This is a genomic window from Nonomuraea sp. NPDC003709 (assembly GCF_040610775.1).
GTDB lineage: Bacteria > Actinomycetota > Actinomycetes > Streptosporangiales > Streptosporangiaceae > Nonomuraea > Nonomuraea angiospora_A.
Map to the genome: position 1 here is coordinate 307,631 of NZ_JBEXMW010000005.1, position 24,214 is coordinate 331,844.

At 72.0% G+C, this 24,214-nt stretch carries 18 protein-coding genes; 5 read left to right on the forward strand and 13 right to left on the reverse strand.

The window, feature by feature from the left end; all coding sequences use genetic code 11:
• Positions 1-9 precede the first annotated feature (9 nt).
• The 8 genes from ABZX61_RS17770 to ABZX61_RS17805 all read right to left on the reverse strand — a co-directional run bounded on the left by ABZX61_RS17770 (position 10) and on the right by ABZX61_RS17805 (position 7,855).
• Positions 10-702 carry a response regulator transcription factor gene (locus ABZX61_RS17770; protein WP_355195661.1) on the reverse strand — a complete coding sequence of 231 codons (693 nt, stop codon included), beginning with the start codon at positions 700-702 and terminating at the stop codon, positions 10-12.
• Positions 703-763: 61 nt separating this feature from the next.
• Positions 764-1,960 carry a histidine kinase gene (locus ABZX61_RS17775; RefSeq protein WP_355195663.1) on the reverse strand — a complete coding sequence of 399 codons (1,197 nt, stop codon included), beginning with the start codon at positions 1,958-1,960 and terminating at the stop codon, positions 764-766.
• A 48-nt stretch (positions 1,961-2,008) separates the two neighbouring features.
• Complete coding sequence (locus tag ABZX61_RS17780; protein ID WP_355195665.1) at positions 2,009-3,058, reverse strand: aldo/keto reductase; 1,050 nt, start codon at positions 3,056-3,058, stop codon at positions 2,009-2,011.
• A gap of 46 nt (positions 3,059-3,104) precedes the next feature.
• Positions 3,105-3,560 (reverse strand): hypothetical protein, encoded by a 456-nt coding sequence (locus tag ABZX61_RS17785; RefSeq protein WP_355195667.1) that lies wholly within the window; start codon positions 3,558-3,560, stop codon positions 3,105-3,107.
• An 82-nt stretch (positions 3,561-3,642) separates the two neighbouring features.
• Positions 3,643-4,617, reverse strand: a complete 975-nt coding sequence (locus ABZX61_RS17790) for an aldo/keto reductase (protein WP_355195669.1) — start codon at positions 4,615-4,617, stop codon at positions 3,643-3,645.
• A gap of 3 nt (positions 4,618-4,620) precedes the next feature.
• The gene (locus tag ABZX61_RS17795) at positions 4,621-5,529 is read right to left on the reverse strand and encodes a carbohydrate ABC transporter permease (protein WP_355195671.1); all 909 of its coding nucleotides are present in this window, start codon (positions 5,527-5,529) and stop codon (positions 4,621-4,623) included.
• An 8-nt stretch (positions 5,530-5,537) separates the two neighbouring features.
• The gene (locus ABZX61_RS17800; protein ID WP_350727704.1) at positions 5,538-6,437 is read right to left on the reverse strand and encodes a sugar ABC transporter permease; all 900 of its coding nucleotides are present in this window, start codon (positions 6,435-6,437) and stop codon (positions 5,538-5,540) included.
• Positions 6,434-7,855, reverse strand: a complete 1,422-nt coding sequence (locus ABZX61_RS17805; protein ID WP_355195674.1) for a sugar ABC transporter substrate-binding protein — start codon at positions 7,853-7,855, stop codon at positions 6,434-6,436. The genes ABZX61_RS17800 and ABZX61_RS17805 overlap by 4 nt, the downstream gene beginning before the upstream one ends.
• 272 nt (positions 7,856-8,127) lie before the next feature.
• On the opposite strand from ABZX61_RS17805, the gene ABZX61_RS17810 reads away from it, so the two are divergent.
• Genes ABZX61_RS17810 through ABZX61_RS17825 form a run of 4 tightly spaced genes read left to right on the forward strand, consistent with a single transcriptional unit; the run spans position 8,128 to position 13,826 of the window.
• Entirely contained in the window at positions 8,128-9,873 is a 1,746-nt protein-coding gene (locus tag ABZX61_RS17810) for a glycoside hydrolase family 97 catalytic domain-containing protein (RefSeq protein WP_350727706.1), read from the forward strand.
• The gene (locus tag ABZX61_RS17815) at positions 9,870-11,030 is read left to right on the forward strand and encodes a CBM35 domain-containing protein (RefSeq protein WP_355195676.1); all 1,161 of its coding nucleotides are present in this window, start codon (positions 9,870-9,872) and stop codon (positions 11,028-11,030) included. Before ABZX61_RS17810 ends, ABZX61_RS17815 begins: the two co-directional genes overlap by 4 nt.
• The gene (locus ABZX61_RS17820) at positions 11,027-12,244 is read left to right on the forward strand and encodes a hypothetical protein (protein WP_355195678.1); all 1,218 of its coding nucleotides are present in this window, start codon (positions 11,027-11,029) and stop codon (positions 12,242-12,244) included. Before ABZX61_RS17815 ends, ABZX61_RS17820 begins: the two co-directional genes overlap by 4 nt.
• Positions 12,245-12,251: 7 nt before the next feature.
• A complete protein-coding gene (locus tag ABZX61_RS17825) occupies positions 12,252-13,826 on the forward strand; it encodes a hypothetical protein (RefSeq protein ID WP_350727709.1) in 1,575 nt (524 codons plus the stop codon).
• Between the two features lie 64 nt (positions 13,827-13,890).
• Here the strand turns inward: ABZX61_RS17825 and ABZX61_RS17830 are convergent, their stop codons facing one another.
• Positions 13,891-15,639 (reverse strand): glycoside hydrolase family 36 protein, encoded by a 1,749-nt coding sequence (locus ABZX61_RS17830; protein WP_355195681.1) that lies wholly within the window; start codon positions 15,637-15,639, stop codon positions 13,891-13,893.
• Positions 15,640-15,652: 13 nt separating this feature from the next.
• Positions 15,653-16,816 carry an ROK family protein gene (locus ABZX61_RS17835; protein WP_355195683.1) on the reverse strand — a complete coding sequence of 388 codons (1,164 nt, stop codon included), beginning with the start codon at positions 16,814-16,816 and terminating at the stop codon, positions 15,653-15,655.
• 72 nt (positions 16,817-16,888) lie between these two features.
• On the opposite strand from ABZX61_RS17835, the gene ABZX61_RS17840 reads away from it, so the two are divergent.
• Complete coding sequence (locus tag ABZX61_RS17840; protein WP_355195685.1) at positions 16,889-18,955, forward strand: alpha-galactosidase; 2,067 nt, start codon at positions 16,889-16,891, stop codon at positions 18,953-18,955.
• 22 nt (positions 18,956-18,977) lie between these two features.
• Here the strand turns inward: ABZX61_RS17840 and ABZX61_RS17845 are convergent, their stop codons facing one another.
• The 3 genes from ABZX61_RS17845 to ABZX61_RS17855 all read right to left on the reverse strand — a co-directional run bounded on the left by ABZX61_RS17845 (position 18,978) and on the right by ABZX61_RS17855 (position 24,182).
• Positions 18,978-20,192 (reverse strand): wax ester/triacylglycerol synthase domain-containing protein, encoded by a 1,215-nt coding sequence (locus tag ABZX61_RS17845; protein ID WP_355195687.1) that lies wholly within the window; start codon positions 20,190-20,192, stop codon positions 18,978-18,980.
• A 7-nt stretch (positions 20,193-20,199) separates the two neighbouring features.
• A complete protein-coding gene (locus ABZX61_RS17850) occupies positions 20,200-20,457 on the reverse strand; it encodes an acyl carrier protein (protein ID WP_350727714.1) in 258 nt (85 codons plus the stop codon).
• A 107-nt stretch (positions 20,458-20,564) separates the two neighbouring features.
• Complete coding sequence (locus ABZX61_RS17855; RefSeq protein WP_355195689.1) at positions 20,565-24,182, reverse strand: SDR family NAD(P)-dependent oxidoreductase; 3,618 nt, start codon at positions 24,180-24,182, stop codon at positions 20,565-20,567.
• Positions 24,183-24,214 lie beyond the last annotated feature (32 nt).

Here is a 24,214-nt window from a genome sequence, read left to right on the forward strand (position 1 = left end):
GGATCCCTCTCAGGAGCGCAGTCGCGAGCCCCGGCGTGCCGCTGGAGAGGGATTGCCGGGTACGACCAGACCGCTCTCGTAGGCGAGCATCACCGCCTGTGCCCGATCGCGCAGGCCCAGTTTGGTGAAGATCCGGCCGACGTGCGACTTCACGGTCTCCTCCGCGATCGTCAGCTCTCCGGCGATCTCGGCGTTGGCCAGCCCGGCCGCCACCAGCCTGAGCACGTCCAGCTCGCGCGGGGTCAGCGCGTTCAGCCGCAGCGCCTCCCGCTCGTCGATGGGCTGCCGGGTCGCGAACTCCTCGATGAGCCTGCGGGTGACGGACGGCGCGAGCAGCGCCTCGCCGGCGGCGATCACGCGTACGGCGGTGATGAGGTCGGCCGGCGGCGCGTCCTTGAGCAGGAAGCCGCTGGCCCCGCCACGCAGCGCGGCGTAGACGTAGTCGTCGATGTCGAAGGTGGTGAGGATGAGCACCTTCGAGCCGCCCGCTCCGGCGATGCGCCGGGTGGCCTCCAGACCGTCGAGGTGGGGCATGCGCACGTCCATGAGCACGACGTCCGGTCGCAGATCGCGCGCCGCCGTCACCGCCTCCAGACCGTCCGCGGCCTCTCCCACCACCTGCAGGTCCGGCTGCGCGGAGATCAGGGCCGCGAACCCGGCCCTGATCATCGCCTGGTCGTCGGCGACCAGCACCGTGATCATCCAGCGCCTCCTTCGGCGACGTCGCGGAACGTTCGTCTTCGCCCTGCGGCGACCTCGTGGTTCACCCGGCCGCCCGCCGCGGCAGCCGCGCCCGGACGGCGAAGCCGCCCTCGTCCGTCGCCGCCGCCGTGAGGTCGCCGCCGAGCACCGCCACGCGCTCGCGCATCCCGATCAACCCGAGTCGCGAGCCCGGCTGCGTCGTGCCGGACACGTGCCGAGGAGGCTCGTTGTCCACGGCGAGCGACACTGCGTCCCCCTCGGCGCGGACGGACACGGTGGTCCTGGCTCCGGGCGCGTGCCGTACGACGTTGCTCAGCGCCTCCTGGACGATCCGGTAGACGGTGACGGACTCCACGGGAGAGAGTGACGGGGCGGGGCCGGAGACGGCGAGCTGGACGGGCACGCCCGCCCGGCGCACCGATTCGGCCAGTGCGCCGAGATCCTCCAGCCCGGGCTGCGGCACGGTCCCCGGTCCGTCGTCCGAGCCCCGCAGCGCGCCGAGCAGGTGCCGCATGTCGCGCAGGGACTCGCGGGCGGCCGCGTTGATGGCCGCGAACTCCTCCGCGACCTCCTCGCTCACCCCGCCGCCGATCCGGTAGGGCGCGCTGGCGGCCTGTACGGCGATCACCGACATGTGGTGGGCCACCACGTCGTGCAGTTCCCTGGCGATCCGCGCCCGTTCCTCGAGGATCCGGCGCCGCCCGAGCTCGTCGGCGACGCGTAAGGTGGCCAGCCGCCCCATGCGCCTCGCGTGGCCGAGGACCACGGCCAGCAGCAGGGCCAGTGTCCAGGCCAGTAGCCCCCTGGACAAGCGGTCCGGCGCCATGTCCTGCGGCACGCTCATGGCGACCCCGGCCGCGAGCGTGACGGCGACGGCGACGATCGTCACGCGCCGTGCCGACGACAGCGCCAGCACGTACATGACGGGGAGCTGGGCCAGCGTGTGATTGAGCAGCCACGGCTGCGGCACGATCGAGCTGTGCAGCGCCAGCCCGAGGCCGGTGGTCAGAGGCATGGCCACCACCATGGCCGACCAGGCGGGCAGCGGCCGGTACCACGCCATGAGCAAGGGTCCGGCGAGCAGGACGGCGGCCGGGACGGCGAGCACCCCGAACCCGGCGCTCACGGCGTAGAACAGCAGGTTGAAGATCAGGACCGCCGCGGCCAGCGCGGCGAACGGCAGGCGGGGGAGCATCGGCCGGTCCGTGCCCGGCGCCGGAGGCACTCGGACGTACCACCCATCCCTGAGCGCCCCCATGAATCCCACCTTATGGGGTGCCCGCCTTCCGCCGATCGCCGGCGGCGCTCAGAACTCCACGCCGCCGGCGATCGGCGGGTTGAGCCGGGCGAAACCCTCCTGACGCCGGTACGGGAAGTAGGGGTACGCCGCCGTGGTCGCGCTCGCCGCGTCCAGCCGGGCCACCTGGTCCGGCGTCAGCTCCCAGCCGATCGCCCCCAGGTTCTCCTGGAGCTGCGACTCGTCGCGGGCGCCGACGATGACCGAGGAGACGGTCGGGCGCCGGAGCAGCCAGTTCAGCGCGACCTGGGGGACCGACCTGCCGATCTCCGCAGCGATCTCGTCCAGGGCGTCCACCACCGCGTACAGCAGCTCGTCGGCCACCGGCGGCCCGAAGGCGGCGGTCCTGTGCAGCCGGCTGCCCTCGGGAAGGGGCCGGCCCCGGCGGATGCGGCCGGTGAGGCGGCCCCAGCCGAGCGGGCTCCACACCACCGCGCCGACGCCCTGGTCGTGGCCGAGCGGCATCAGCTCCCACTCGTAGTCGCGCCCGACCAGGGAGTAGTAGACCTGGTGCGCCACGTAGCGCGGGTAGCCGTACCGTTCGGCGGTCGCCAGCGACTTCATGAGCTGCCAGCCGGAGAAGTTGGAGACGCCCACGTAGCGCAGCTTGCCCGCCCTGACCAGGTCGTCGAGCGTGGACAGCACCTCCTCCACCGGGGTCGCCGCGTCGAAGGCGTGCAGCTGGAACAGGTCGATGTGGCCGGTGCCGAGGCGGCGCAGCGCGTCGTCGACCGCCTTGATCAGGCGGTGCCGGGAGGTCCCCGCGTCGCCGGGGCCGTCGCCCATGGGCAGCCCGGCCTTGGTGGAGATGAGCGCCCGGTCGCGCCGCCCCTTGAGCGCCTGGCCCAGCACCTCCTCGGACGCGCCGTCGGAGTAGACGTCGGCCGTGTCGAACATCGTCACCCCCGCGTCGAGGCAGATGTCCACCAGCCGCCGGGCCTGCGCCACGTCGGTGTCGCCCCACGCGCCGAACAGCTCGCCCTTCCCGGCGAACGTGCCGGCGCCGAAGCTCAATGCCGGAACCTTGAGCCCGGACGCCCCCAACTGCCGATATTCCATGAAAAATCACTCCTTAATGGGTCTGCCGTCCCCTTAAGATAGCACGCTAACGGGAAAGCTGTTTCATTATGGAACGGCGGCGTCGATGGAAGGAGAGGGAGGCGAGGCAGAGCAGCACGGCCCACACCGCGCAGTAACCACCGAAGAGAGCGCCACCGCGCTCGGCGAACAGGGCGCCGGCGGTCATGCCGATCCCGCCCGCCGCGGCCATCGCCGCGCACGACCACAGCAGCGCCGCCAGCGTCCGGCGCGGCAGCGGCCGACGGAAAGGAATGAGGGAGGCCAGCACGACGGCGGCCATGAGCAGGCCCGCGGCGGCGTTGGCCCACTGGGCCCGCGCGACCTCGCCGGGCCCGTACTCCAGATAGGTCTCCGGGGCCACGCGCGGGCCGCCGGTCACGCCGATGCGCTCGGCGAGGGCGAAGTGAATCTTGGACGCGACGTAGAGCAGCGTCCAGGAGGCCGCTGCCCAGACGGCCCATCGGCCGGTCCAGGTGATCATGTCACGATCGTGCCGGTCGCCCGGGCAGCGGCGGATCCCCGTGACGAGCGAGCGCCCTCACTCTCACGGGGGAGACGACTCCTTACGCCTCGATACCGGCCTCCTTGGCGGCGCGGTCGATGGCGGCCAGCTCGTCGTCGGAGAAGTCGAGCCGGTCGACGGCGGCCACGTTCGCCTCGAGCTGCTCGGGGCTGGAGGCGCCGACCAGCACCGACGTGACGCGCGGGTCTCTGAGCGCCCAGGCCAGGGAGAGCTGCGCCACCGTCTGCCCGCGGGAGGCGGCCAGCTCCGACAGCGACCGCACGAACGCCAGCACCTCGGGCGTCACCCGGTCAGGGGTGAGGAAGCGCGCCTCGGCGGCCCGCGAGTCGGCGGGGATGCCGTCGAGGTAGCGGTCGGTGAGCAGGCCCTGGGCCAGCGGCGAGTAGACCACGCAGCCGACGCCCTCCTGCTCCAGCACGCCCAGCAGGCCGTGCTCGATCTTCCGGTTGAGCAGCGAGTACGACGGCTGGTGGATCAGCAGCGGCGTGCCCAGCTCGCGCAGCAGCCGGGCGGCCTGCGCCGTGCGCTCGGGCGAGAAGTTCGACACGCCCACGTAGAGAGCGCGTCCCGTGCGGACCATGTAGTCCAGCGTGGCGACCTGCTCCTCCAGCGGCGTCTCCTCGTCGTCGCGGTGCAGGTAGAAGATGTCCACGAAGTCGAGGCCGAGCCGGGCCAGCGAGCGGTCGAGCGTGGCGAGCAGGTGCTTGCGCGAGTTGCCCTTGCCGTACGGGCCGTCCCACATGGGGTTGCTGCCCTTGGTGGTGACGACCACCTCGTCACGCAGCGACCGCGGCAGGAGCCGGTTGAACGTCGCCTCGGCGGCGCCGAACGGCGGGCCGTAACGGTCGGCGATGTCGAAGTGGGTGATGCCGAGGTCGAGCGCCTTGTTGAAGATGGCGCGCTGGCTGTCGAGGGATTTACCCCCGCCGAAGTTGTGCCAAAGGCCGAGCGACACGGCGGGGAGGAGGAGACCGCTGCGGCCGCACCTTCTGTACGGCTGGCGTTCGTAGTCCAAGGATTACCTTCCTGCGATTCCGGTGAGCGTGACGCCCCGGATGAACGTCTTCTGCGCCAGGAAAAAGATGACGAGGATGGGCAGCATCGACACTAGCGCGACGGCCATCATCTGGTTGTACTGGGTCACATACTGACCGTTGAACATGCCGAGCCCCTGGGCGAGGGTGATCTTCTCCATCGAGCGCAGGTAGATGGAGTTCTCCAGATACTGGTTCCAGTTGCCCACGAAGGAGAACAGGCAGATCGCCGCGATGGCCGGCTTGGCCAGCGGCAGCATGACGCTCCACAGGATGCGCAGCTCCGAGGCCCCGTCGATGCGGGCCGCGTCGATGAGCTCCTGCGGGATCGTGGTGAAGAACTGGCGCAGCAGGAAGATGTAGAGCGCGACGCCGAAGAACTCCGGCACGACGAGCGGCAGATACGTGTCGACCCAGCCGAGCTTGGAGAACATCACGAACTTCGGCACCAGCGTGATCTCGCGCGGGATCATCATGGTCGCCAGCAGCGCCGCGAACATGAAGCCCGCCGCCCGCGCCCGCAGCCGGGCGAACGCGTACGCCGGCAGGACGCACGAGACGAGGTTGCCCACCATGGACAGCGCGGTGATCACGATCGTGTTCAGCAGGAACCTGGTGAACGGCAGCGACCCGGACCAGCCCTTGGCGTAGTTGTCGAAGTTGAAGGAGTCGGGCAGCCACTGCGGCGGGAAGGCCAGGTTCTCGGCGTCCGACTTGAGCGAGGTCGTCACCATCCACAGGAACGGCAGCAGGAACACCGCCGAGCTGATGGCCAGCAGGATGTACGCGCCGGAGCGCCGGATCCGTCTGACGCGTTCGGCCTGCTCCGAGCTCAAGGGCTTGCCGCCCGTGCGGGGGGAGCGCGCGGGTTTCACCGCGGTCTCGACGAGCATCGGCGACCTCACTTGAACTCGTAGTGCACCCAGCGCCTGGCCAGGCCGAACTGGATCGCGGTCACGGCGATGACCAGCACGAACATCGCCCACGACAGCGTGGCCGCGTACCCCATGTCGAAGTAGACGAACGCGTGCCGGTAGATGTAGAGCCCCAGCACCATCGTGGCGTTGCCGGGCCCGCCCTCGGTCATGACCAGGATGAGCACGTAGCTCTGCAGCGCCGCGATGAACCCGGTCACCACGTTGAAGAAGATGACCGGCGACATCATCGGCACGGTCACGCTCCAGAAGCGGCGCCACCACCCCGCCCCGTCGATCTCGGCGGCCTCGTAGAGCGTCTTCGGGATGCCCTGCAGCCCGGCCAGGTAGATGACGATCGTGTTGCCCGCGCCCCACACGCTCATCAGCACGAGCCCGGGGATGGCCCACTCCTGCGAGGCCAGCCAGCCCGGCCCCTCGATGCCGACCGACGCCAGCACCTTGTTGATCAGGCCGTAGTCGGGGTGCAGGATGTTCAGCCACAGCAGCGCCGTGGCCAGGCCCGACACCACCGACGGCAGGTACATCACGGTGCGGAACAGCCCCTGGAAACGCAGCGGCTGGTTGAGCAGCAGCGCCAGCAGGAACGTGAACGACACGCCGAGCGCCACCGAGCCGAGGCCGTACTGCACGGTGTTCTCGATCGACTCCCAGAACTCGGGGTCGTTGAGCATGCGCTCGTAGTTGGCGAGACCCACCCACGTCGGCGGCTTCAGCAGGTTCCAGTCCATGAAGCTCAGCACGACGGCGCCGAGGATCGGGCCCGCGCTGAAGAGCACGAACCCGATCACCCACGGCGAGACGAACAGGTGGAAGCGCCGCGCCTCGCGGCGCGCCAGCGTGCTGCGGGCGCTGACGGCGGTCATGCGATCTTGTTCTCGGCCAGTACGGGCGTGACCTTGTCGGCGATCTCCTTCAGCGCGTCGTCCACGCTGACCTTGCCGAGCATCGCGCGCTCCCAGATGGGCTTGGCCGTGTCGACGACCTTCTTGTTGGCCGGCAGCCGCAGCACGCCGTCGTCGGAGGCGTAGTCGGCCAGGACCTCCTTGACCAGCTTCGCCGTCTCGTCGGGGATGCCGACCGCCTTGGCGTTGGCGTCCCAGGCGGACTGCCGGGCGGGCGCGGTGATCTGGCGGAACTTGTAGCCGGAGGACGACAGGAACTCGTGCATGTAGATCCAGGCGGCGTCCTTGTTCTGCGAGGAGGCCGTCATCACCAGCGCGCTGCCCACGGCCGGGGTGAAGCGGCCGGCCGGGCCCTTGGGGATGTGCGTGGCGCCCCACTTGAACGCCGTCTGCTTGGACAGCTCCAGCATCAGCCAGGCGCCGTTGATGAGCATGGCCGCGTGCCCGGTCTTGAACGGGTCCACCTTCTCCAGCAGCTGCAGCTCGGCCAGGCTGGGCACCGCCTTGTCCTTGAGCAGCAGGTCCAGCCAGCGACCCATGGCTTCCTTCGCCTTGGGCTCGTTGATCAGCACCTTCGACTCGGAGGCGTCGAGGAAGCGGCCGCCGAACGGCATCAGGAAGACGGCGCTGAGGTCGGGAGCCGCCGTCGGCATGGGGGAGAAGCCGTAGATCTTCTCCGCGCCCGACCCGCTGGTCATCTTCTTCGCCGTCTCGAAGAGCTTGTCGAACGTCCAGCTCTCGTCCGGGTGGTCGATCCCGGCCTTGTCGAACAGGTCCTTGTTGTAGAAGAGCAGCTTGGGCGCCATGTCGGTGGGCAGGCCGTACAGCTTGCCGTCGCGTTTGAAGTAGCCGAGCCCGCTCTGCGGGATGTCGTCCATGTCGAACTCGGGCGTCTTGGCGATGTACTCGTCCACCGGATGCAGCACCTGGTTGGAGATGAGGTTCTGCGTCCAGGAGTAGTGGTTGTAGAGCACGTCGGGCAGCGTGCCGCCGGCGGCCTGCGTCATGTACTTGGTCAGGAACTGGTCGAAGGGCGACGACTCGCGCTTGATCTCGATGTTCGGGTGGCGCTTCTTGAAGAAGAAGTCGAACTGGGCGTTGCGCACCTCGGTGACCGCGTCCGTGGTCATCGCCACCGTGATCGTCACCTTGGACGCCGGGTCGGCCACGTCCGTCTTCGGCCACGTCAGCGAGTTGTTGAGCTGCTCGGCCGCCTCGAACGGCCAGGCGTCGCTGCCCGGCCGGTTGGGGTCGATCAGCTGCGCCCCGGACTTGACCGGAGCCGCGGCCTGCTTCTGCTGCCTGGTGTCCGCGCAGGAGGACAGCACGGGCGCGGTCGCGGCCGCCACCGCCAGGGCCAGCATCTGGCGACGGTTCATCTCCATGGTGGGCCTCTCAAAGGAAGAGCTCGATAGAGGTCGGATGTATCAGCGCGTTGATGAGCTGGACCTGTGGCAGTCCGTGAGGCATGGCCGTACCGTAGACCCGGTAATTAACTTCGTCAAGAATTGAATTGAAAGCGCTTGCAACCTAGGCTCTAGCGCACTGTGAGGAGATCCGGACGCCTTGACCGGCGGCCGTGCCAGGTGTGGGGACGGCTGGTGAGCCGCGATCGACTCCTCCTATCTCTTCCTTTTTCCCTGGAGGGCACGTGCCAAGCTGGACGTTCAGTGACGAGGACCTGGAAGCGGGGCTGACCCTCTCCACCGAGGGCGTGCTCACGCTGGAGGTGCGCCACCGCGAGCGGACGGTGCTGGAGCCGTCCAGGCTGGGCATCAGGACCGCCCACGCCGACCTGAGCAAGGGGCTCACCCTGTCCGGGATGTCCGAGCGGCGGGTCGAGGAGACCTACCGGACGGTCACCGGCAAGCGGCGCGAGCACGGCTACGAGGCCGGCGAGTGGACGCTGTCGTTCACCAAGGACGGGCACCGGCTCGACGTGCAGGTCCGCGTCGGCGGGCACGGCGTGGCCTATCGGTACGTGGTGCCGTGGACGGGCCCGGTCACCGTCGTGGAGGAGGCCTCCGAGTACGTCCTGCCGCCCGAGGCCCGCGCGGTGCTGCTCCCGTACGAGAACGGCCGCTGCGACTACGAGGAGATCCACCGGCACGGCACCGTCGCCGACGCCGAGCCCATCCTGTACGGCTACCCCTCGCTCTTCGAGACCGGCGGCTCCTGGATGTTCGTGACCGAGTCGAACCTGGACAGCGGCTACGCCGGCTCCCGCCTGCTCCTCGACGGCAACACGTTCCGGCTCGACCTGCCCGACCCGTACGTGACCGCCGCCAGCCCGCTCACCACCCCCTGGCGCACGATGATCGTCGGCGACCTGGCCACGATCGTGGAGAGCGACCTGGTCACCAGCCTCGCGGAGCCGTCCAGGGTCGAGGACACCTCCTGGATCAAGCCCGGGGCGGCCGCCTGGTCGTGGTGGTCCGACGGGCCCTCGACGCGCGACCTCGACGCCCAGAAGCGCTGGACCGACTTCGCCGCCGCGAACGGCTGGCCGTACCTGCTGGCCGACGCGGGCTGGAACAAGGAGTGGATGCCCGAGCTGATCGCCTACGCCAAGGAGAAGGGCGTCGGCGTCTGGCTCTGGTCGCACTGGCAGCACGTGGACACCGAGCTGGAGCACCGCGAGAAGCTCGCGCTCTGGAAGGAGTGGGGCGCGGTCGGCGTGAAGATCGACTTCACCGAGTCCGACGGCCAGGACCGGATGCGCTGGTTCGACGCCATCCTGGCCGCCACCGCCCGGCTCGAGCTCATGGTGGTCTTCCACGGCGGCACGATCCCGCGCGGCACCGAGCGGACGTGGCCGCAGTTCATGACCGCCGAAGCCGTCAAGGGCGCCGAGTGGATCAAGCCGAAGCCCGGCAAGCAGCCGCTCTACCAGCCCGCCCACTACCTGTCGCTGGCCTTCACCCGCAACGTGCAGGGCCCGATGGACTTCACGCCGTGCACGTTCACCGGCGTGCGCACGATCTCGGCCGGGTTCGAACTCGCGCTGTCAGTGATCTTCGAGTCCGGCGTCCAGCACTTCGCCGACGGCATCGAGGCCTACGAAGCCCGGCCGGAGGCCCTGCGGCTGCTGTCGGCCGTCCCCACCGCGTGGGACGAGACGCGGCTGTTGTCCGGCGACCCCGCCGACCACATCCTGCTGGCCAGGAGGAACGGCGGCGAATGGTACGTCGGCGCGGGCGTGTCGGGCGAGGCCCGCACGCTCACCGTGCCGCTCGACTTCCTCGACCAGGGGGAATGGGCGGCCGAGATCTACCGGGACGCCCCAGGCGACCGGATCCTCGCCGAGACGGTCACCGTCTCCGCCGGGGGCAAGCTCGACCTCGCCGTTCCCCCCAACGGCGGGTTCACGCTTCACCTGAGGAGAGAAGACCAATGAACAAGCGCATCGGTGGCGTCTTAGCCGCCCTGGTGGTCACCGCCGCCGCCGCACTGCCCGCCGCCACTCCCGCCGCGGCGGCCGCCTGGACGCTGCGCTGGAGCCCGGATCCGGCGGACGACACCGTCGCAGAGGCGTTCGAGGGCATCGAGGACGACCGCGCCGACTCGCACTCCGGCGTCACGCACATCTACGTCTCCGGCGGCGCGTACCGCTTCGACATGCACACCCAGGACCGCGACGGCGACGACCGCCAGCGCAACGAGGTCAAGGGCATGCGGACCGGCGGCAGCTCGTACCTCAAGATCCTCGAGAACGAGACCTGGCGCATCAGCTACCAGCTGTACATCCCGACCTCGCTGGACGCGACCAGCAGCTTCACCCACATCGCGCAGATGAAGGTGCCCGGCTCCGGCGCGCCGCTCTACACGATGTCGCTGCCGATCTCGGGCGGCACCCCCAAGATCAACGTCCGCTACTGGGACGAGGCCGAGCAGACCCACGAGGTCGGCAACACCAACCTGGAGCCGATCCAGGGCAAGTGGGTGGACACGACGTTCGAGTTCAAGGCCTCCGACAGCGGTTACCTGCGCTGGACGCTCAAGGACGGCTCCACCACGCTCGTCGACAAGCGCCTGGACAACACCGACCTGTGGCGGGGCGACGACGAGTACCTGCGGCCCAAGTGGGGCATCTACCGCAGCATCAACAGCTCCGGCCTGCAGAACACCTACCTCCTGGTCCGCAACCTGCAGGCCTACCAGCTCACCGGCGGCGGCAGCACCGACCCGTCCGCGTACGAGGCCGAGCAGGGCTCCTTCAGCGGCACCGCCCGCACCGCGTCCTGCTCCGGCTGCTCGGGCGGCACCAAGGTCGGCTGGATCGGCGGCGGCTCCGGCAACGCGGTCACGCTGAACGTGCAGTCCTCCTCCGCCGGCGCCCGGCAGCTGACGGTGCACGGCCTGGTGAGCGGCACGCGCAGTTTCCAGGTCAGCGTGAACGGCGGCGCCGCCCAGACCGTCTCGCTGACCGGCACGGACTGGAGCACGCCCGTCTCCACGACGGTCCCGGTGCAGTTCGCCGCGGGCGCCAACAGCGTCCGCTTCTTCAACGACGGCGCCAGCGCGCCCGACCTCGACAGGGTGACGATTCAGTGAGAAGGCACCTGGTGGGAGCCCTGGCGGCGATGGCGCTGCTCCTGCAGACGGCCCCGGCCCACGCCGTCGTCGCAGCGTCTCCCGGCGGGGCTCCCCGATGGGAGACCCGGTGGAACCCCAGCCCGTGGCGCGACGGCGTCAACGCGTTCGAGGCGCTGGAGGACGACCGGCGCGGCTCCCATCCCGAGGGCCTGCCGCACGTGCGCGCCGAGAAGGGTGTGTGGCGGTTCGACGCGCACCTGGAGGACCGCGACGGCTCCGACCGCATGCGCAACGAGGTACGCGGCATGCGGGCGGCCGACGGCAGCCCGTTGGAGATCCGCAAGGACGAGACCTGGCGGATCACGTACCAGATGTACATTCCGGACACGCTGGACGCGACCACGAACTTCACCCACATCTGGCAGCTGAAGAACTCCGACGTCGGCACGCCGATCGCGCAGATCTCGCTGCCGGTCGTGAACGGCGTGCAGAAGATCGCGGCCCGCTACTGGACGCTGGAGGACAACAAGTCGCACGACTTCGCCACGGCCGACCTGGAGCCGATCCAGAACAAGTGGGTCACGACGACCATCGAGTTCAAGTCCGGCGACGCCGGATACATGCGGTGGGTGCTGCGTGACGGCCCGAAGAACGGCTCGCGGACGATCGTGGACCAGAAGGTCGAGAACATCGACCTGTGGTGGACGCAGGAGCAGTACAACCGGCCCAAGTGGGGCATCTACCGCAGCATCAAGAGCGCCGGGCTGCAGGAGACGTACCTGCTGGTCAAGGATCTGAAGGCGGAGCAGCTCGGGCCCGCGACGCCGCCGGTGAAGCTGCCGCCGCCGGACCGCGGCCCGGGGACGTACGAGGCCGAGCGGGCCGGCAACGTCTTCGAGGGCGCCGCCGAGCCCGCCTACTGCGCCGTCTGCTCCGGCGGGCGGAAGGTCATCCTCGTCGGCGGCAACGTCTACGACTACACCGTGGTCAGGGGCGTGCTGTCGGAGACCACCGGGACCCGGCAGCTGACCGTGCACGCGCTGGTGGACGGCTCCCAGTCGTTCTCGGTCAGCGTCAACGGCGGCGACGCGATCCAGGTGCCGATGACCGGCACCAAGGACACGGTGACCACCACGACGGTGCCGGTGGACCTGGTGGCCGGGGTCAACACGATCCGGTTCTTCGGCCTCACCGCCCGCGGGCCCGAGCTCGACAAGATCGTCATCAGATAGGTGGACCATGGCACATGACCTCAGCAGGCGGGCCGTGCTCGCGGCGGGCGGCGCGCTGGCGCTGTCCGCCGCGGGAGCGGTCTCCGCGAGCGCTTCGACGATCTGGCAGTCCCGCCTGGTGCGTTACGACCGGTGGGGGCGGCTGGCGTACGAGCAGGACGCGGAGGGCAACCGCATCCCCGACTTCAGCCATGCCGGCTACCGCAACGGCGAGCGGCCGATCCCGCACGTGCCCGTCGTCAAGACGATCCGCCCGATCGAGGGCGACAACACCGCCCATATCCAGGCGGCGCTCGACGAGGTGGCCGCGCTGCCCCGCGCGCGGCGCGGCGCCCTGCTCCTGCTGCCCGGCCTCTATCCGGTGGCGGGCACCCTGTACGTACGGGCGAGCGGCACGGTCCTGCGCGGCTCCGGCGACGGCGAGGACCCGGCCGGCAACACGATCATCAAGGCCACCGGGAACAACCCGAAGGACCGCGACGTGATCGTGGCCGGCGGCGCGGCGGGCGGCGGCTGGACGGGCGAGGTGCCCGGCACCCGCACCGACATCACCACCGACTTCGTGCAGGTGGGCGCGCGCGAGTTCGCGGTGGCCGACGCGGGCTCGCTGCGGCCCGGCGACAACATCGTGATCACCCATCCCTGCACCGAGGAGTGGCTGAAGGCCATCGACTACGGCGGCCACGACGTGGGACCGGCGTGGAAGGTGGGCGAGCACCCCCTCATCTACAACAGGTACGTACGCGAAGTTTCCGGAAATGTCGTGAAAATCGATGTCCCGGTCTTCAACCACCTCAACCGCGCCCTGTCCCCGTCCTTCCTCTACAAGTGGGACCGGGCCGGGCTGGTCACCCAGGTGGGCGTGGAGCGGCTGCGCGTCGACATCGAGTACCAGGGGGACCCGGAGCAGGACGAGGACCACGCCTACAACGCGATCGTCCTGCTGCGCACCGAGGACTCGTGGGTGCGCGACTGCACGATGCTCCACTTCACCCAGGCCGGGGTCGCCACCCAGGAGACCACCCGCGCCACGGTCGAGAACTGCCGGGCCGTCGACCCGGTCAGCATCGTGACGGGGAGCAGGCGCTACAACTTCAACACCTACGTCTACTCGCAGCAGGTGCTCTTCCGCGACTGCTACGCGTACAAGGCCAGGCACGCGTTCGTCTCCAACGGCCACAGCACGGTGTCGGGCGTGGTGTTCCTGCGCGGCACCTCGGAGTACGCGCTCAACTCCAGCGAGGGCCACCGCCGGTGGTCGCAGGCTCTGCTGTTCGACGGCCACAAGGACGTCGACCCGCACTACGACTACACGCTCGGGCTGTACAACCGCGGCCGGTACGGCACCTCGCACGGGTGGTCGGCGGCCCACTCGGTGGCGTGGAACTGCGACGTTTCGACCAGCAGGCTCATCGTGCAGAAACCGCCGACCGCCCAGAACTACGCGATCGGCTGCCAGGGCACGATCACCGGCGACGGGCCGTTCGCGCAGCCGGCCGGGTACATCGAGGGCGCCAACCAGCCCGGCCTCCTGCCGCCCTCGCTCTACCAGGCCCAGCTGCTGGACCGGCTGCGCCGGTAACGCGGACCAGGCGCAGCCGCCGACTGTCCGGGCGCTAGAGCGGCTGCGCCTACAACCTGACCCGCTAGCGGGTCAGTCGGAGCAGGCCGCCCACGGGGACGTTGACCTGGGCGATGCCCGGGCGCAGGGGCAGGTTGCCCTCGGTGACGGTGCGGCCGCGGCAGTCGAGGATCGTGGCGTGGGCCGTACCCGAGTCGGGCACCCGCAGCAGCACGTCGGTGGAGGCGTCGCCGTTGGCCAGCCAGAGCGTGCCGGTGGCGGGCGCGGCCACCGGCATCGGCGCGTACCGGGCCGTGATCACCGTGTCGCCCGAGCGGGCCGTGACCTGCGGGTAGCCCAGGTCGGGCCGGGCGGGCTCGAAGGAGCCGCGCTGCAGCACCTCGGCGTGCTCCCGGAAGAAGCCCAGCCAGAACCGCAGCACCTCGCGCTGCTCAGGCGTCTGCGCGGTCAGGTCCACCGAGATCTGCGGCACCGAGAAGAGCACGTTGACGAGCTGCGTGGCGACGTGCTCGGGCCGCTCGTCCGGGTGCCACATCAGCATGTCCGCGTGCACGGCCAGGGGTCCCGCGATCAGCCGCAGGTCCACCGTGCGCTGCCGGTTGTGCGCCGGGCTGAGCGGGCAGTCGGAGGCGCGCACCATCGTGGCGTACGGCCACAGGCCCGGGCTCACGTACGGCTGCCGCAGCTCGACCAGGCAGTCACGCGGCAGCTGCGCCAGGAGCCGGCGCACGCCCTCGTTCACCGTCCGGCAGTCGGCCTCGGGGCCGGGCTCGGGCGGGTCCTCCACGGCGAACTGGTCGATGAAGTCGATCTTGAGGCCGTCCATGCCCCACTCCGTGACCGCCCGGGTGAGGTGGCCGGCGATCAGGTCGCGGACGTGCGGGTAGCGAGGGTCGACGACGGCGGCGTTCATGTGCTCCTTGTACGCCAGCGTGTACCCCCGCACCTGCTCCCAGAGCGCCGTGTGGCTGCCGACGAACGGCAGGGCGTACCAGAGCAGGTAGGCCAGCCCCGCGCCCCGCACCTTGGCCACGTGTCCCGAAATATCGGGGAATGTAGTGGGGGACGGCTCCCACTCGCCGACATAGCCGTACCCGCGCCCCCGGTCGTCGCTGTGCCAGCCGTCGTCCACGATGATCGCCTCGCAGCCCAGCTCGGCCGCCGGCCCCGCCTGCCGCTCCACGCTCTCGGCGCTGACGTGCTGCTGCATGGCGTACCAGGTCGAGTACGCGGGCATCCGCGCCGCCCGCGGCACGTCGGCGACCGGTCCGTGCAGCGCACGCCACCAGTCCGCCACCTCCGCCAGCGTGGTCGCGAAGTGCCGCCGGGTGAGGTCGAGCCGCAGCACGAGCCCCGTGTCCGGGTCGGCCTCGTGCTCCACCCAGAACCCGAACTCGCCGGTCTCCTCCACCACCCCGGTACGCGTCCGCACGGGCCTGACCACCTCGCCCGCGGCGTAGGCGCACAGCGCCACGTCACCGGCGCCCACCAGGCAGCCGACGGGCGCGTTCTTCTCCAGCGCCGCCACGCGGGGACGGCGCCAGAACGGCGGCAACCCCCGATGCTCGCCGCCGTCGGCGGCCCAGAACGCGGTCGCGTCCACGCACGGCACCTGCCAGGCCACCCGCACGTCCGCGGTCCGGTCGGGGACGACGCGCAGCTCCAGGACGCCCGGGGACGGCTCGGCGGCCGTGCAGGTGAGCACGGCCGCCGCCGAGCACTCGAACGCGAGCCCCGCGGCCTCGATCCGCACCTCCTCCGGCTGCTCGAACGCTCGATCGTGCGGCTGCCAGATGCCGGGCGCTGCGGTCACTCGGTCTCCCTGTTCATGGCTCGAGGGCGAAGTGCTGCTGGATGGCGACCGCGGCGGCGCCGCGGGCCCACTGCTCGAACGATCGCGGGCGCAGCAGCAGGCGGCAGTCGGCGGCCGCGCCGAACGCCTGGGCCGCGAACGACCGGTTGAGCTGCTCCTCGAACAGCCCGTACGAGGCCAGCCCCGGCACGTCCCCGGTCACGATGATCCGCTCCGGCCCGAACAGGTTGGCCATCGCGGCCATGGCCAGCCCGATGGCGTGCCCCGCGCGGGCGAACACCTCCCGCACCGCCGGATCGCCCGCCTGGGCGGCGTCGATGGCCGCGTCCACGGTCAGCGACGCGTCGCCGGACGCCGTGCGCGCGGCCGCCAGCAGGGGTGCCGTGCCGGCGATGGCCTCGACGCAGCCGCGCCCGCCGCAGTGGCACTCGGGCTCGTCACCCCCGACGGGGATGTGGCCGATCTCCCCGGCCACCCCGTGCGCGCCGGCCACCACCCGGTCGTTGACCACCAGCCCGCACCCTATCCCCACCCCCACCGTGACCAGGGCGAACGACGACGTGCCCACCCCGTCGCCGAACCACTGCTCGGCCACGGTGAGCGACTTGACGTCGTTGTCGATCGTGACGACCAGGCCCGTGGCCTCGGCGGCCAGCCGCGCCAGCGGCACCTGGTGCCACTGCAGGAAAGGGGAGTAGCGCACCACCCCGTGGGCCTTGTCGACGTCGCCCGACACGGCCAGGCCCAGCGCGTGGCAGCGCTCGCCGTAGGCCGGGTCGGTGGCCAGCAGCTCGGCGACCAGCTCGGCCAGCGCCGAGACCACACCCTCGGCCGACGTCGTGGCCAGCGGGCGGTGCGCCGAGACCAGCGGCTGCGCGCGCAGGTCGGTGACCACGCCGATGAGCTCCTCGTGGGTGATCTTCACCCCGCAGAAGAACTCCCGCTCCGGCCTGATGGAGAGCGGGCTGGCCGGGCGGCCCGCACCCGGCGCCGTGCGCTCGGTGGCCTCCAGCTCCTCCAGGTAGCCCGCCTCGATGAACGGCCGGGCGGCCTTGGTGACGGCGGCGGACGACAGCCCGCTCCGCTTGGCGATCTCCACCCGGGAGACCGGCCCCTGCGTCAGCACCATGGTGAACACGGTCGCCGCCGCGGGGGTCGAGGTGAGCCGAGGGTGCATGAGTGCGATAGTAGCAGTAATTAACTTCGTCAAGAATTGAATTCGAGCGGGGTCGTGCCTAGGCTCCGGGGCATGCGATCGGTGACTTTCGACGCCTCCAGCCGCAGGTGGCTGCTGCGTACCCCGGGCACGAGCTACGTCGTGGCCCTCGCGGACGACGACGCCCCCCGCTGCCTGCACTGGGGCCCCGCGCTGACCGCCGAGCAGGCCGCCAGCCTCCCCGGTCCCGCCGCGTCCGGGGCCAGCAGCTTCGACAGCACGGCGGGCGAGGAGGAGCTGGTCTCCGAGGTGGGGGCGCGGTTCGAGACGCCGTCGCTGCAGGTCGTCCTCCCGGGCGGCGACCGGGGGATCGAGTGGCGGCACGACGGCCATGACATCGACGGGGGTCACCTGACGCTGCGCTTCTCCGACCGCCGCCATCCGCTCCTGGTCGAGCTGCACTACCGGGTGCACGAGGACAGCGACGTGATCGAGCGCTGGACCGTGCTGCGGCCGCGGGTGCCGGTGACCGTGCTGCGGTGCGACTCGGCGGCCTGGAGCGTTCCGGCGCTGGAGGGCTACCGGCTCAGCCACGTCACGGGCGGCTGGAGCTCGGAGCACGCGCTGGGCCGTACCGAGCTGGCCGTGGGGGAAACGACTCTGACCAGCAGGCGCGGGGTGACCAGCCACCACGCGAACCCCTGGCTCATGATCGACGGCGGCGACGCGGGCGAGCGGCACGGCGAGGTGTGGAGCTGCGCGCTGGCCTGGAGCGGGAGCTGGCGCGTCACGCTCACCCGCACGCCGTCCGGGCGGGCGAGCTGGACCGGCGGGTTCGGCCACGAGGGCCTCACCTGGCGGCTGGAGCCGGGCGAGGAGTGGGTGACGCCGGTGTTCGCCGGCGTGTACGCGCCCGACGGGTACGGCGAGGCCAGCCGGCGCTGGCACGACCACATCGCCAGGCACGTGCTGCCCCGGCCGGACGAGCCGCGCCCGGTCGTCTACAACGCCTGGGAGGCCGTCGGGTTCGACGTGAACGAGGCCAACCAGCGCGACCTCGCCCGGCTGGCCGCCCGGGCGGGCGCGGAGCTGTTCGTGATGGACGACGCGTGGTTCGGCGGCCGCACCGGCGACAGCGCGGGGCTCGGCGACTGGTGGGTCAACGAGGAGCGCTTCCCCGACGGGCTGAGCCCGCTCATCGACGAGGTGCACCGGCTCGGCATGCGCTTCGGCCTGTGGGTCGAGCCCGAGATGGTCAACCCCGACAGCGACCTCTACCGAGCCAACCCCGACTGGGTCCTGCACATGCCGGGCCGCTCCCGCACGCTGCTGCGCAACCAGCTCGTGCTGAACTTCGCCCGGCCCGACGTCGCCGACTGGGCGCACAAATGGCTGCACAAGCTGGTCTCCGAGCACGCCGTCGACTTCCTGAAGTGGGACTTCAACCGCGCCTTCACCGAGGCGGGCCGGCCCGGCGACCCGGACCAGGACCGGCTCTGGATCGACCACGTCAGGGCCGTCTACTCGATCATGGACCGGCTCCGCGCCGACCACCCGCACCTGCGCATCGAGGCGTGCGCGGGCGGCGGCGGCCGTACCGACCTGGGCATCCTGGCCCGCACCGACCAGGTGTGGGCCTCCGACAACACCGACGCCCACGACCGCATCGCGATCCAGCGCGGATTCAGCCAGGTTTACCCGGCCCGGGCCATGGCCGCCTGGGTCACCGACAGCCCGAACCCGCTCACCGGGCGGGCCGTCCCGCTCCGCTTCCGCTTCCACGTGGCCATGGCCGGGGCGCTCGGGCTCGGCGGCGACCTCGCCCGCTGGAGCGAGGCCGAGCTGTCCGAGGCGGCCGAGCTGGTGGCCGTCTACAAGGACATCCGGCCCGTCGTGCAGTTCGGGCGGTTGTGGCGGCTTCCGTACGGGGTGCAGTACGTGCACGGCGACCGGGTGGTGGTGCTCGCCTGGCACGGGCCCGTCGCGTTCGGCACGCCGATCGCCCCTCTCCGCCTGGCCGGGCTCGACCCGGACGGCCGCTACCGGGACGAGGACACCGGCGCGGTGCACCACGGCGCGGTGCTGATGTCCCGCGGCCTGCCGCCGCTGACCCCCAACGGCGCCTACGCCAGCACCCTCCTGCGCCTGCGCGCCTGCTGACCCGTCGGATCACTGGGCCGGATCACCGGGTGACCTCCTGCCGCAGCTCCTCGAGGGCCTCCTCCATCAGGCGCGGGAGCCGGTCGCCGTGCGCGAGCGCGGCGGACAGGACGCAGGAGACGACCACGGTCGTGTCGCTGTAGACCATCGACACGGCCCCTCCGCCGGTGTCGTACGTGGGCGGGACCGCGAAGCAGCCGTCCAGGGGCAGGTTCACCCCGATGACGCTCACCGTCATCCGGCCCGGGAACGCCTTCGGCACGAGCCACCTGAGCAGCCGGAACACCACCGCCGGGGCCTTGACGGGATAGCGGTCGCGCCGGTAGACGGCCATCCGCTCGAAGCTCGTCTGCTCCATGACCCCGCGCAGCCGCTCGCGCGCCGCGGGCTCGGCGCAGGGCAGGTCGACCGGCATGGTGGTCGCGCCGTTGCCCAGGCCGCCGTCGCGCAGGCGGCCGTTCAGGTTGAGCGGGAAGGAGACGGTCGTGCCCCGGCGGCCCGCCTTCCGCCAGTGGGCCGGGTTCCAGGCCCGCAGGGCGCCGGCCAGCACGGCCAGGCCGACCTGCGGGACGCTCGCGCCGGTCGCGGCGGCGATCTCGCGGAAGGCGGCGAGGTCGAGCCGCAGGAAGAACGTGCGCGCCCTCGATCTGCCGGTCCTGCCCGGGGGCGGTCTGAGCCGCGCCGACGGGGCCGCCAGCCGGGCCGCCGTGGCGAGCAGCCGCATCTGGGCCATGGCCGGCGCCCGCACCGCCACGTTCGGGTCGGGCGCCGGGACGGTCCTGCCCAGCAGCACGGCCCGCGTCGCGATCCGGGCCGCCCCCACGCCGTCCTGGAAGGCGTGGTGCACGCGGTAGCACAGGATGTGCTCGTCCGCGGCGTACCCGTGCACGACCATCAGGCTCCACAGCGGGTGCTCGGGCAGCAGCCGGTTCTCCCTGACGGCGTCCACCACGGCCGCGCCCACGTCACGGCCCGGCGCCACCCGGTACTCCACGACGTGGCAGGCCGGGTCGAAGGCGGGATCCGGCTCCCACCCCTCGCGGGCCAGCCGGTAGGTCAGGACCGGCGCCCGCGCGGCCGCCTCGGCGACCCGCCGCCGCAACTCCCAGGAGTCGGGGGCCGGGCCGGACATCCGCGCCGCGAGGGCGATGTGCAGCCGGTGGTCTCGGGCCGAGCCGACCTCGCCGAGAAAGAGCCGGTCCGACCCGGTCAGCGGTACGGTCCCAGCAGCTCGCATGACCGGGCTAACCGGCCGTTCGCCGGGCGAGGTACGAACGGTGCGCCAGCCGGGCGACATCGCCGACCGTCATCTCCATCGTGAAGTCGGAGGGGTCGATGTCCAGCCCGTGGCCGCCCAGCGCCGCCCGCAGTTCGAGCACGCTCATGCTGTCGGACTCGAGATCGTCCACGAACGTCGTCTGCGGGGTGACGGCCGCCGGGTCGACGACGTAGATCTCGGCGCAGTACTGGCGTACGAGCCGCAGGATGTCTTCCTCGGACAAGAGTCCTCGCCTCTCCGTCGGGGGTCTGTCGGGGGTCCCAGCATGTCGCCGCGCGGGAGGCCGGGGCGGCGCCGGAGTCCTCGTGTCCGGTCAAGAACGGCCCTGGACTAGTCGATCAGCGGGCCGAGCCGGGTCGCGACGTCCGTTCCGGCCTTGAGGGCGGCCCGGCAGCGGGCCCAGTCGTAGCGGGACACGGCACCGGCCTCGACGCCCGCCGCGATGAGGCCCTCGGCCGCCGTCAGCGCCTCCCCGGACGTCATGGGCAGGAAGCCGTTGCGCCCGAACACCTCCGCGATGCCGTGGCGGGCGACGAACCCGGCGTCGCCGATCGTGCCCCACGCGGTGGCGTGCCCGGGCAGGCCACGGGCGCGCCGCCGCCGGGCCAGGGCGTCGAGGAAGACGTTGGCGGCCGCGTACGCGGACTGGCGCGTGCCTCCGTACGTGCCGCTGACCGAGGAGAACAGCCAGAACAGCTCCAGCTCGCGCCCCTCGGTGAGCCGTTCCAGCACCAGGGCGCCGGCCATCTTGCCGCCCAGCACGCGGGCCAGCCGCGCGGGGTCCAGGCGCAGCAGGTCGCCCGAGTCCGGCTCCATCGCGGCGTGCACCACGCCGCGCAGGGGCTGCTCCCCGGCGTCGATCTCCTTGAGCACCGACGCCATCGCGGCCAGGTCGGTGACGTCGGCGGCGTGGACGGACGCCCGCGCGCCCCGCGACCGGAGCCCGGCCACCGTGGCGGCCGCCTCCGGCGCGTCGCCGCCCCTGCGCGAGACCAGCGCGAAGTGCCGGGCGCCCCGCTCCGCCAGCCGGTACGCGGCCGCGGCCCCGAACCCACCCACGCCACCCACCACGAGGTACGTGCCCCCGGGATCAGGCCTGAGCCGTCCGGGTCGCGTCCTGACCGGGACCGGGCCGTCCAGGGGGTCGAAGGAGAGCACGACCGCGCCGAGGTGCCGGTCGTGCCGCATGGACGCGACCGCCTCCCGGACCCGGGCGGCGGGATAGAGGGTGTGCGGGAGCGGGCGGTGAACGCCCGCGTGGACGCGCTCCATGACCTCACGGAACACCTCGGGCTCGACCGCCCGCCCCGGCCCGCCGTCCCCGGGGTGCGTTGCGTCGAGCACCTCCGGCCCGCCGTCCCCGGGGTGCGGGCCGTCGAGCACCTCCTGGACACCCTCCCCGGGGTGCGGGCCGTCGAGCACCTCCGGCACGCCGAGGCCGTGCAGGAGCTCGCGTTGGGCCGCCGTCCTCGCGGTGGCGGCGATCGGCGTTCCGCGGTGCCACGCGTCCTGCAGCGCCGCGAGCCCGAGCGCTGTGGCGCCACCGCGCGCCTCGTGGCGGGCGAGGGCGATGAACGGGATCGGCAGGGTGGCGGCCTCGGCGAAGCTCATGCCGTCGGGGATCGCGCCGACGAGCCGGGCGTCGGCGAGCAGGTGGGAGGCCGGCACGCCCGCCGCCACCCCGACCACCCGCCGACCGGCCCCGACATCACGCACACCCGTCCCGACCGCCCTGACCACCCCGGCGAACGCCCACCCAGCCTCCCTGACATCCCCGGCGTCCCCAGGACCCCCGTCTCCAGGGCTCCCGTCTCCAGGGCTCCCGTCTCCAGGGCTCCCGGCGCCCCCGGCGCTCCCGTCCCAAGGGTTCCCGGCGCCCCTGGCCTCCCGGGCATCACCGGCAGCTCGGGCATCAACGGCGGGCGGGAGCGAGCGATCGGGCAGGCCGACGGCCCGGACCTCGACGGTGACGGTGCCGGGGCCGGGCGGGGGTGGAGGGTCGGCCTCCGTCCAGGCGGGCTCTCCGCGCCGGCCCGACCGGCGGAGGTCCAGGACGTAGTGCCGCACCCGGTCGCCGACCCCCTCGTACGGCACCTCCCGGGCGACGAAGCGGCCACCCGGGGTCAACGCGACCTCGCTCTCCCCGGAGGCGGCCAGCAGCTCGCGGGCCAGCCGGCGGGCGTCCACGGCGACCGTCCCCTCGCGGTGCAGGCTGATCCTGGGCAGGCGCAGGCCGGGCCGGTCGTTGGCGATGGCGCGGGCAGCTCCCCAGATCGCCGCGTCGGCGGGCACGAGGGGCAGCTCCGGAGCGGGCAACGCGCCGCTGGGCCGCGTCACCACGTACAGGGTGCGCTCGACGGTCGGTGGCAGCTCGTCGCACGCGGCCACGACGGCCCGCAGCACCCCCATCCGCGCGACGGCCTGCTCCATCCTCAGACGCGGCTCGTCATCGGTGCCGGCGCATTCACCATGCTCGGCCAGCACGAACACGACGCACACCCGCCCGCTCCCCGGCCTACCACCGCACACCCACCCGCTCGATGGCCCGCTGCCGCACACCCACTCGCGCCAGCGAGCCGGATCCCCATCCGCGAGCGCCGCCACGGCCGCACCGCCCGCCGCCCCAGCCGGGGCCGACGCCGCCACGGCCTGGTCGCTCGTCGCCTCGCCCTCGATGCCGGAGGTCAGCAACCGGGCGACCGCGTCGGCGAGCGACAGCTCGGAGTCCGTCTCCGCGGCGACGACCCATCGGGTGTCGCCGGCAGCCGCGGGCAACGGTCGTCGCCGAGCCTCGGTACTCGGGAGACGAGCGGCCAGCATGACGGAGAAGCCGTCCCGGGCAGGCGGCCGGTCGTCGCCGGTCTGCACCACCTGGGCGAACCCGCACTCGCGCAGCAACGACGGCCACCGATCCCGGGACAGCAGCAGGCCGTGCGGGCGCAGGTCGCGGTCGTCGACCTGCCAGAAGCTCTCCAGCAGGCCGAAGGTGCCGATCAGCAGACGCGGATCGTGGGTCTCGACGGCCAGCAGGTGACCGCCGGGAGCGAGCAGGCGCCCGACCCGGCGCAGGGCAGGGGCCAGGTCCCGCGCGGTGTGCAGGGCGTTGGCGGCGACCACCACGTCATAGCCGCCCGCCGCGAAGCCCTGGGCAGCGGGGTCGGTGTTCAGGTCGAGCTGCCGGTAGTCGAGGAAGTCGTGGGCGGCGAAGCGGCGGCGGGCCGCGGTGCAGAAGAACGGCCAGACGTCGGTGAAGGTGTAGCGGGTGCGATCGGACGGCAGGCGCGGCAGGAGCGCCGCCGTCGTGCCGCCCGTGCCCGCGCCGACCTCCAGCACCCGGAGCGGCCGGTCCGGCGGCCAGGCGGCCACGATCTCGTCGAGCAGCGTGCCGGCCACCTGGTTGGCAAAGCGGCAGAGCGGGGCGATGTCGTAGAGCTGGCGGGTCAGCTCGCCGCCGCCGTCGCGGCTCAGCAGCTCCAGCGGGTCCCGTTCGCCGCGCAGGACCGCCGGCAGGTGGTGGTACATGCGGCTGTTCAGCGCGACCTCCGTGACGAAGGCCGGGTGTCGCAGCAGCAGGCTCCGGGTCAGCTCGTACGGCCTGGCCGGACCGGTCAGCCGCCACCGGCCGTCCGGCCCGGGCTCCGCGAGCCCGTGCTCCCGCAGCAGATCGAGGACGACGGCGCCCAGGCGGCCGGGGCGGGCCAGCTCGTCGAGGGCGGTCGCGAACCGGTGGAGCTGGGCCTGCCACGCCTCCGGGAGGAACCGTTCGTAGCGGAGCTCGCGCCACGCCTCGCGCAGCCGCTCGATCCGCTCGCCCGCGCGGGCCACGATCACCTCGGGATCGGGCTGGGCCACGATCACCCCAGGATCGGGCGGCGGCTGGTCCGGCCCGTGCGGGGCGGCGCGGAGCCGGGCGTGGTGCAGGGTGATCGGCGGGCGGGCCTCAGGCATCGGGCCGGCCGTCGAAGGGTCGCGGGGTGATC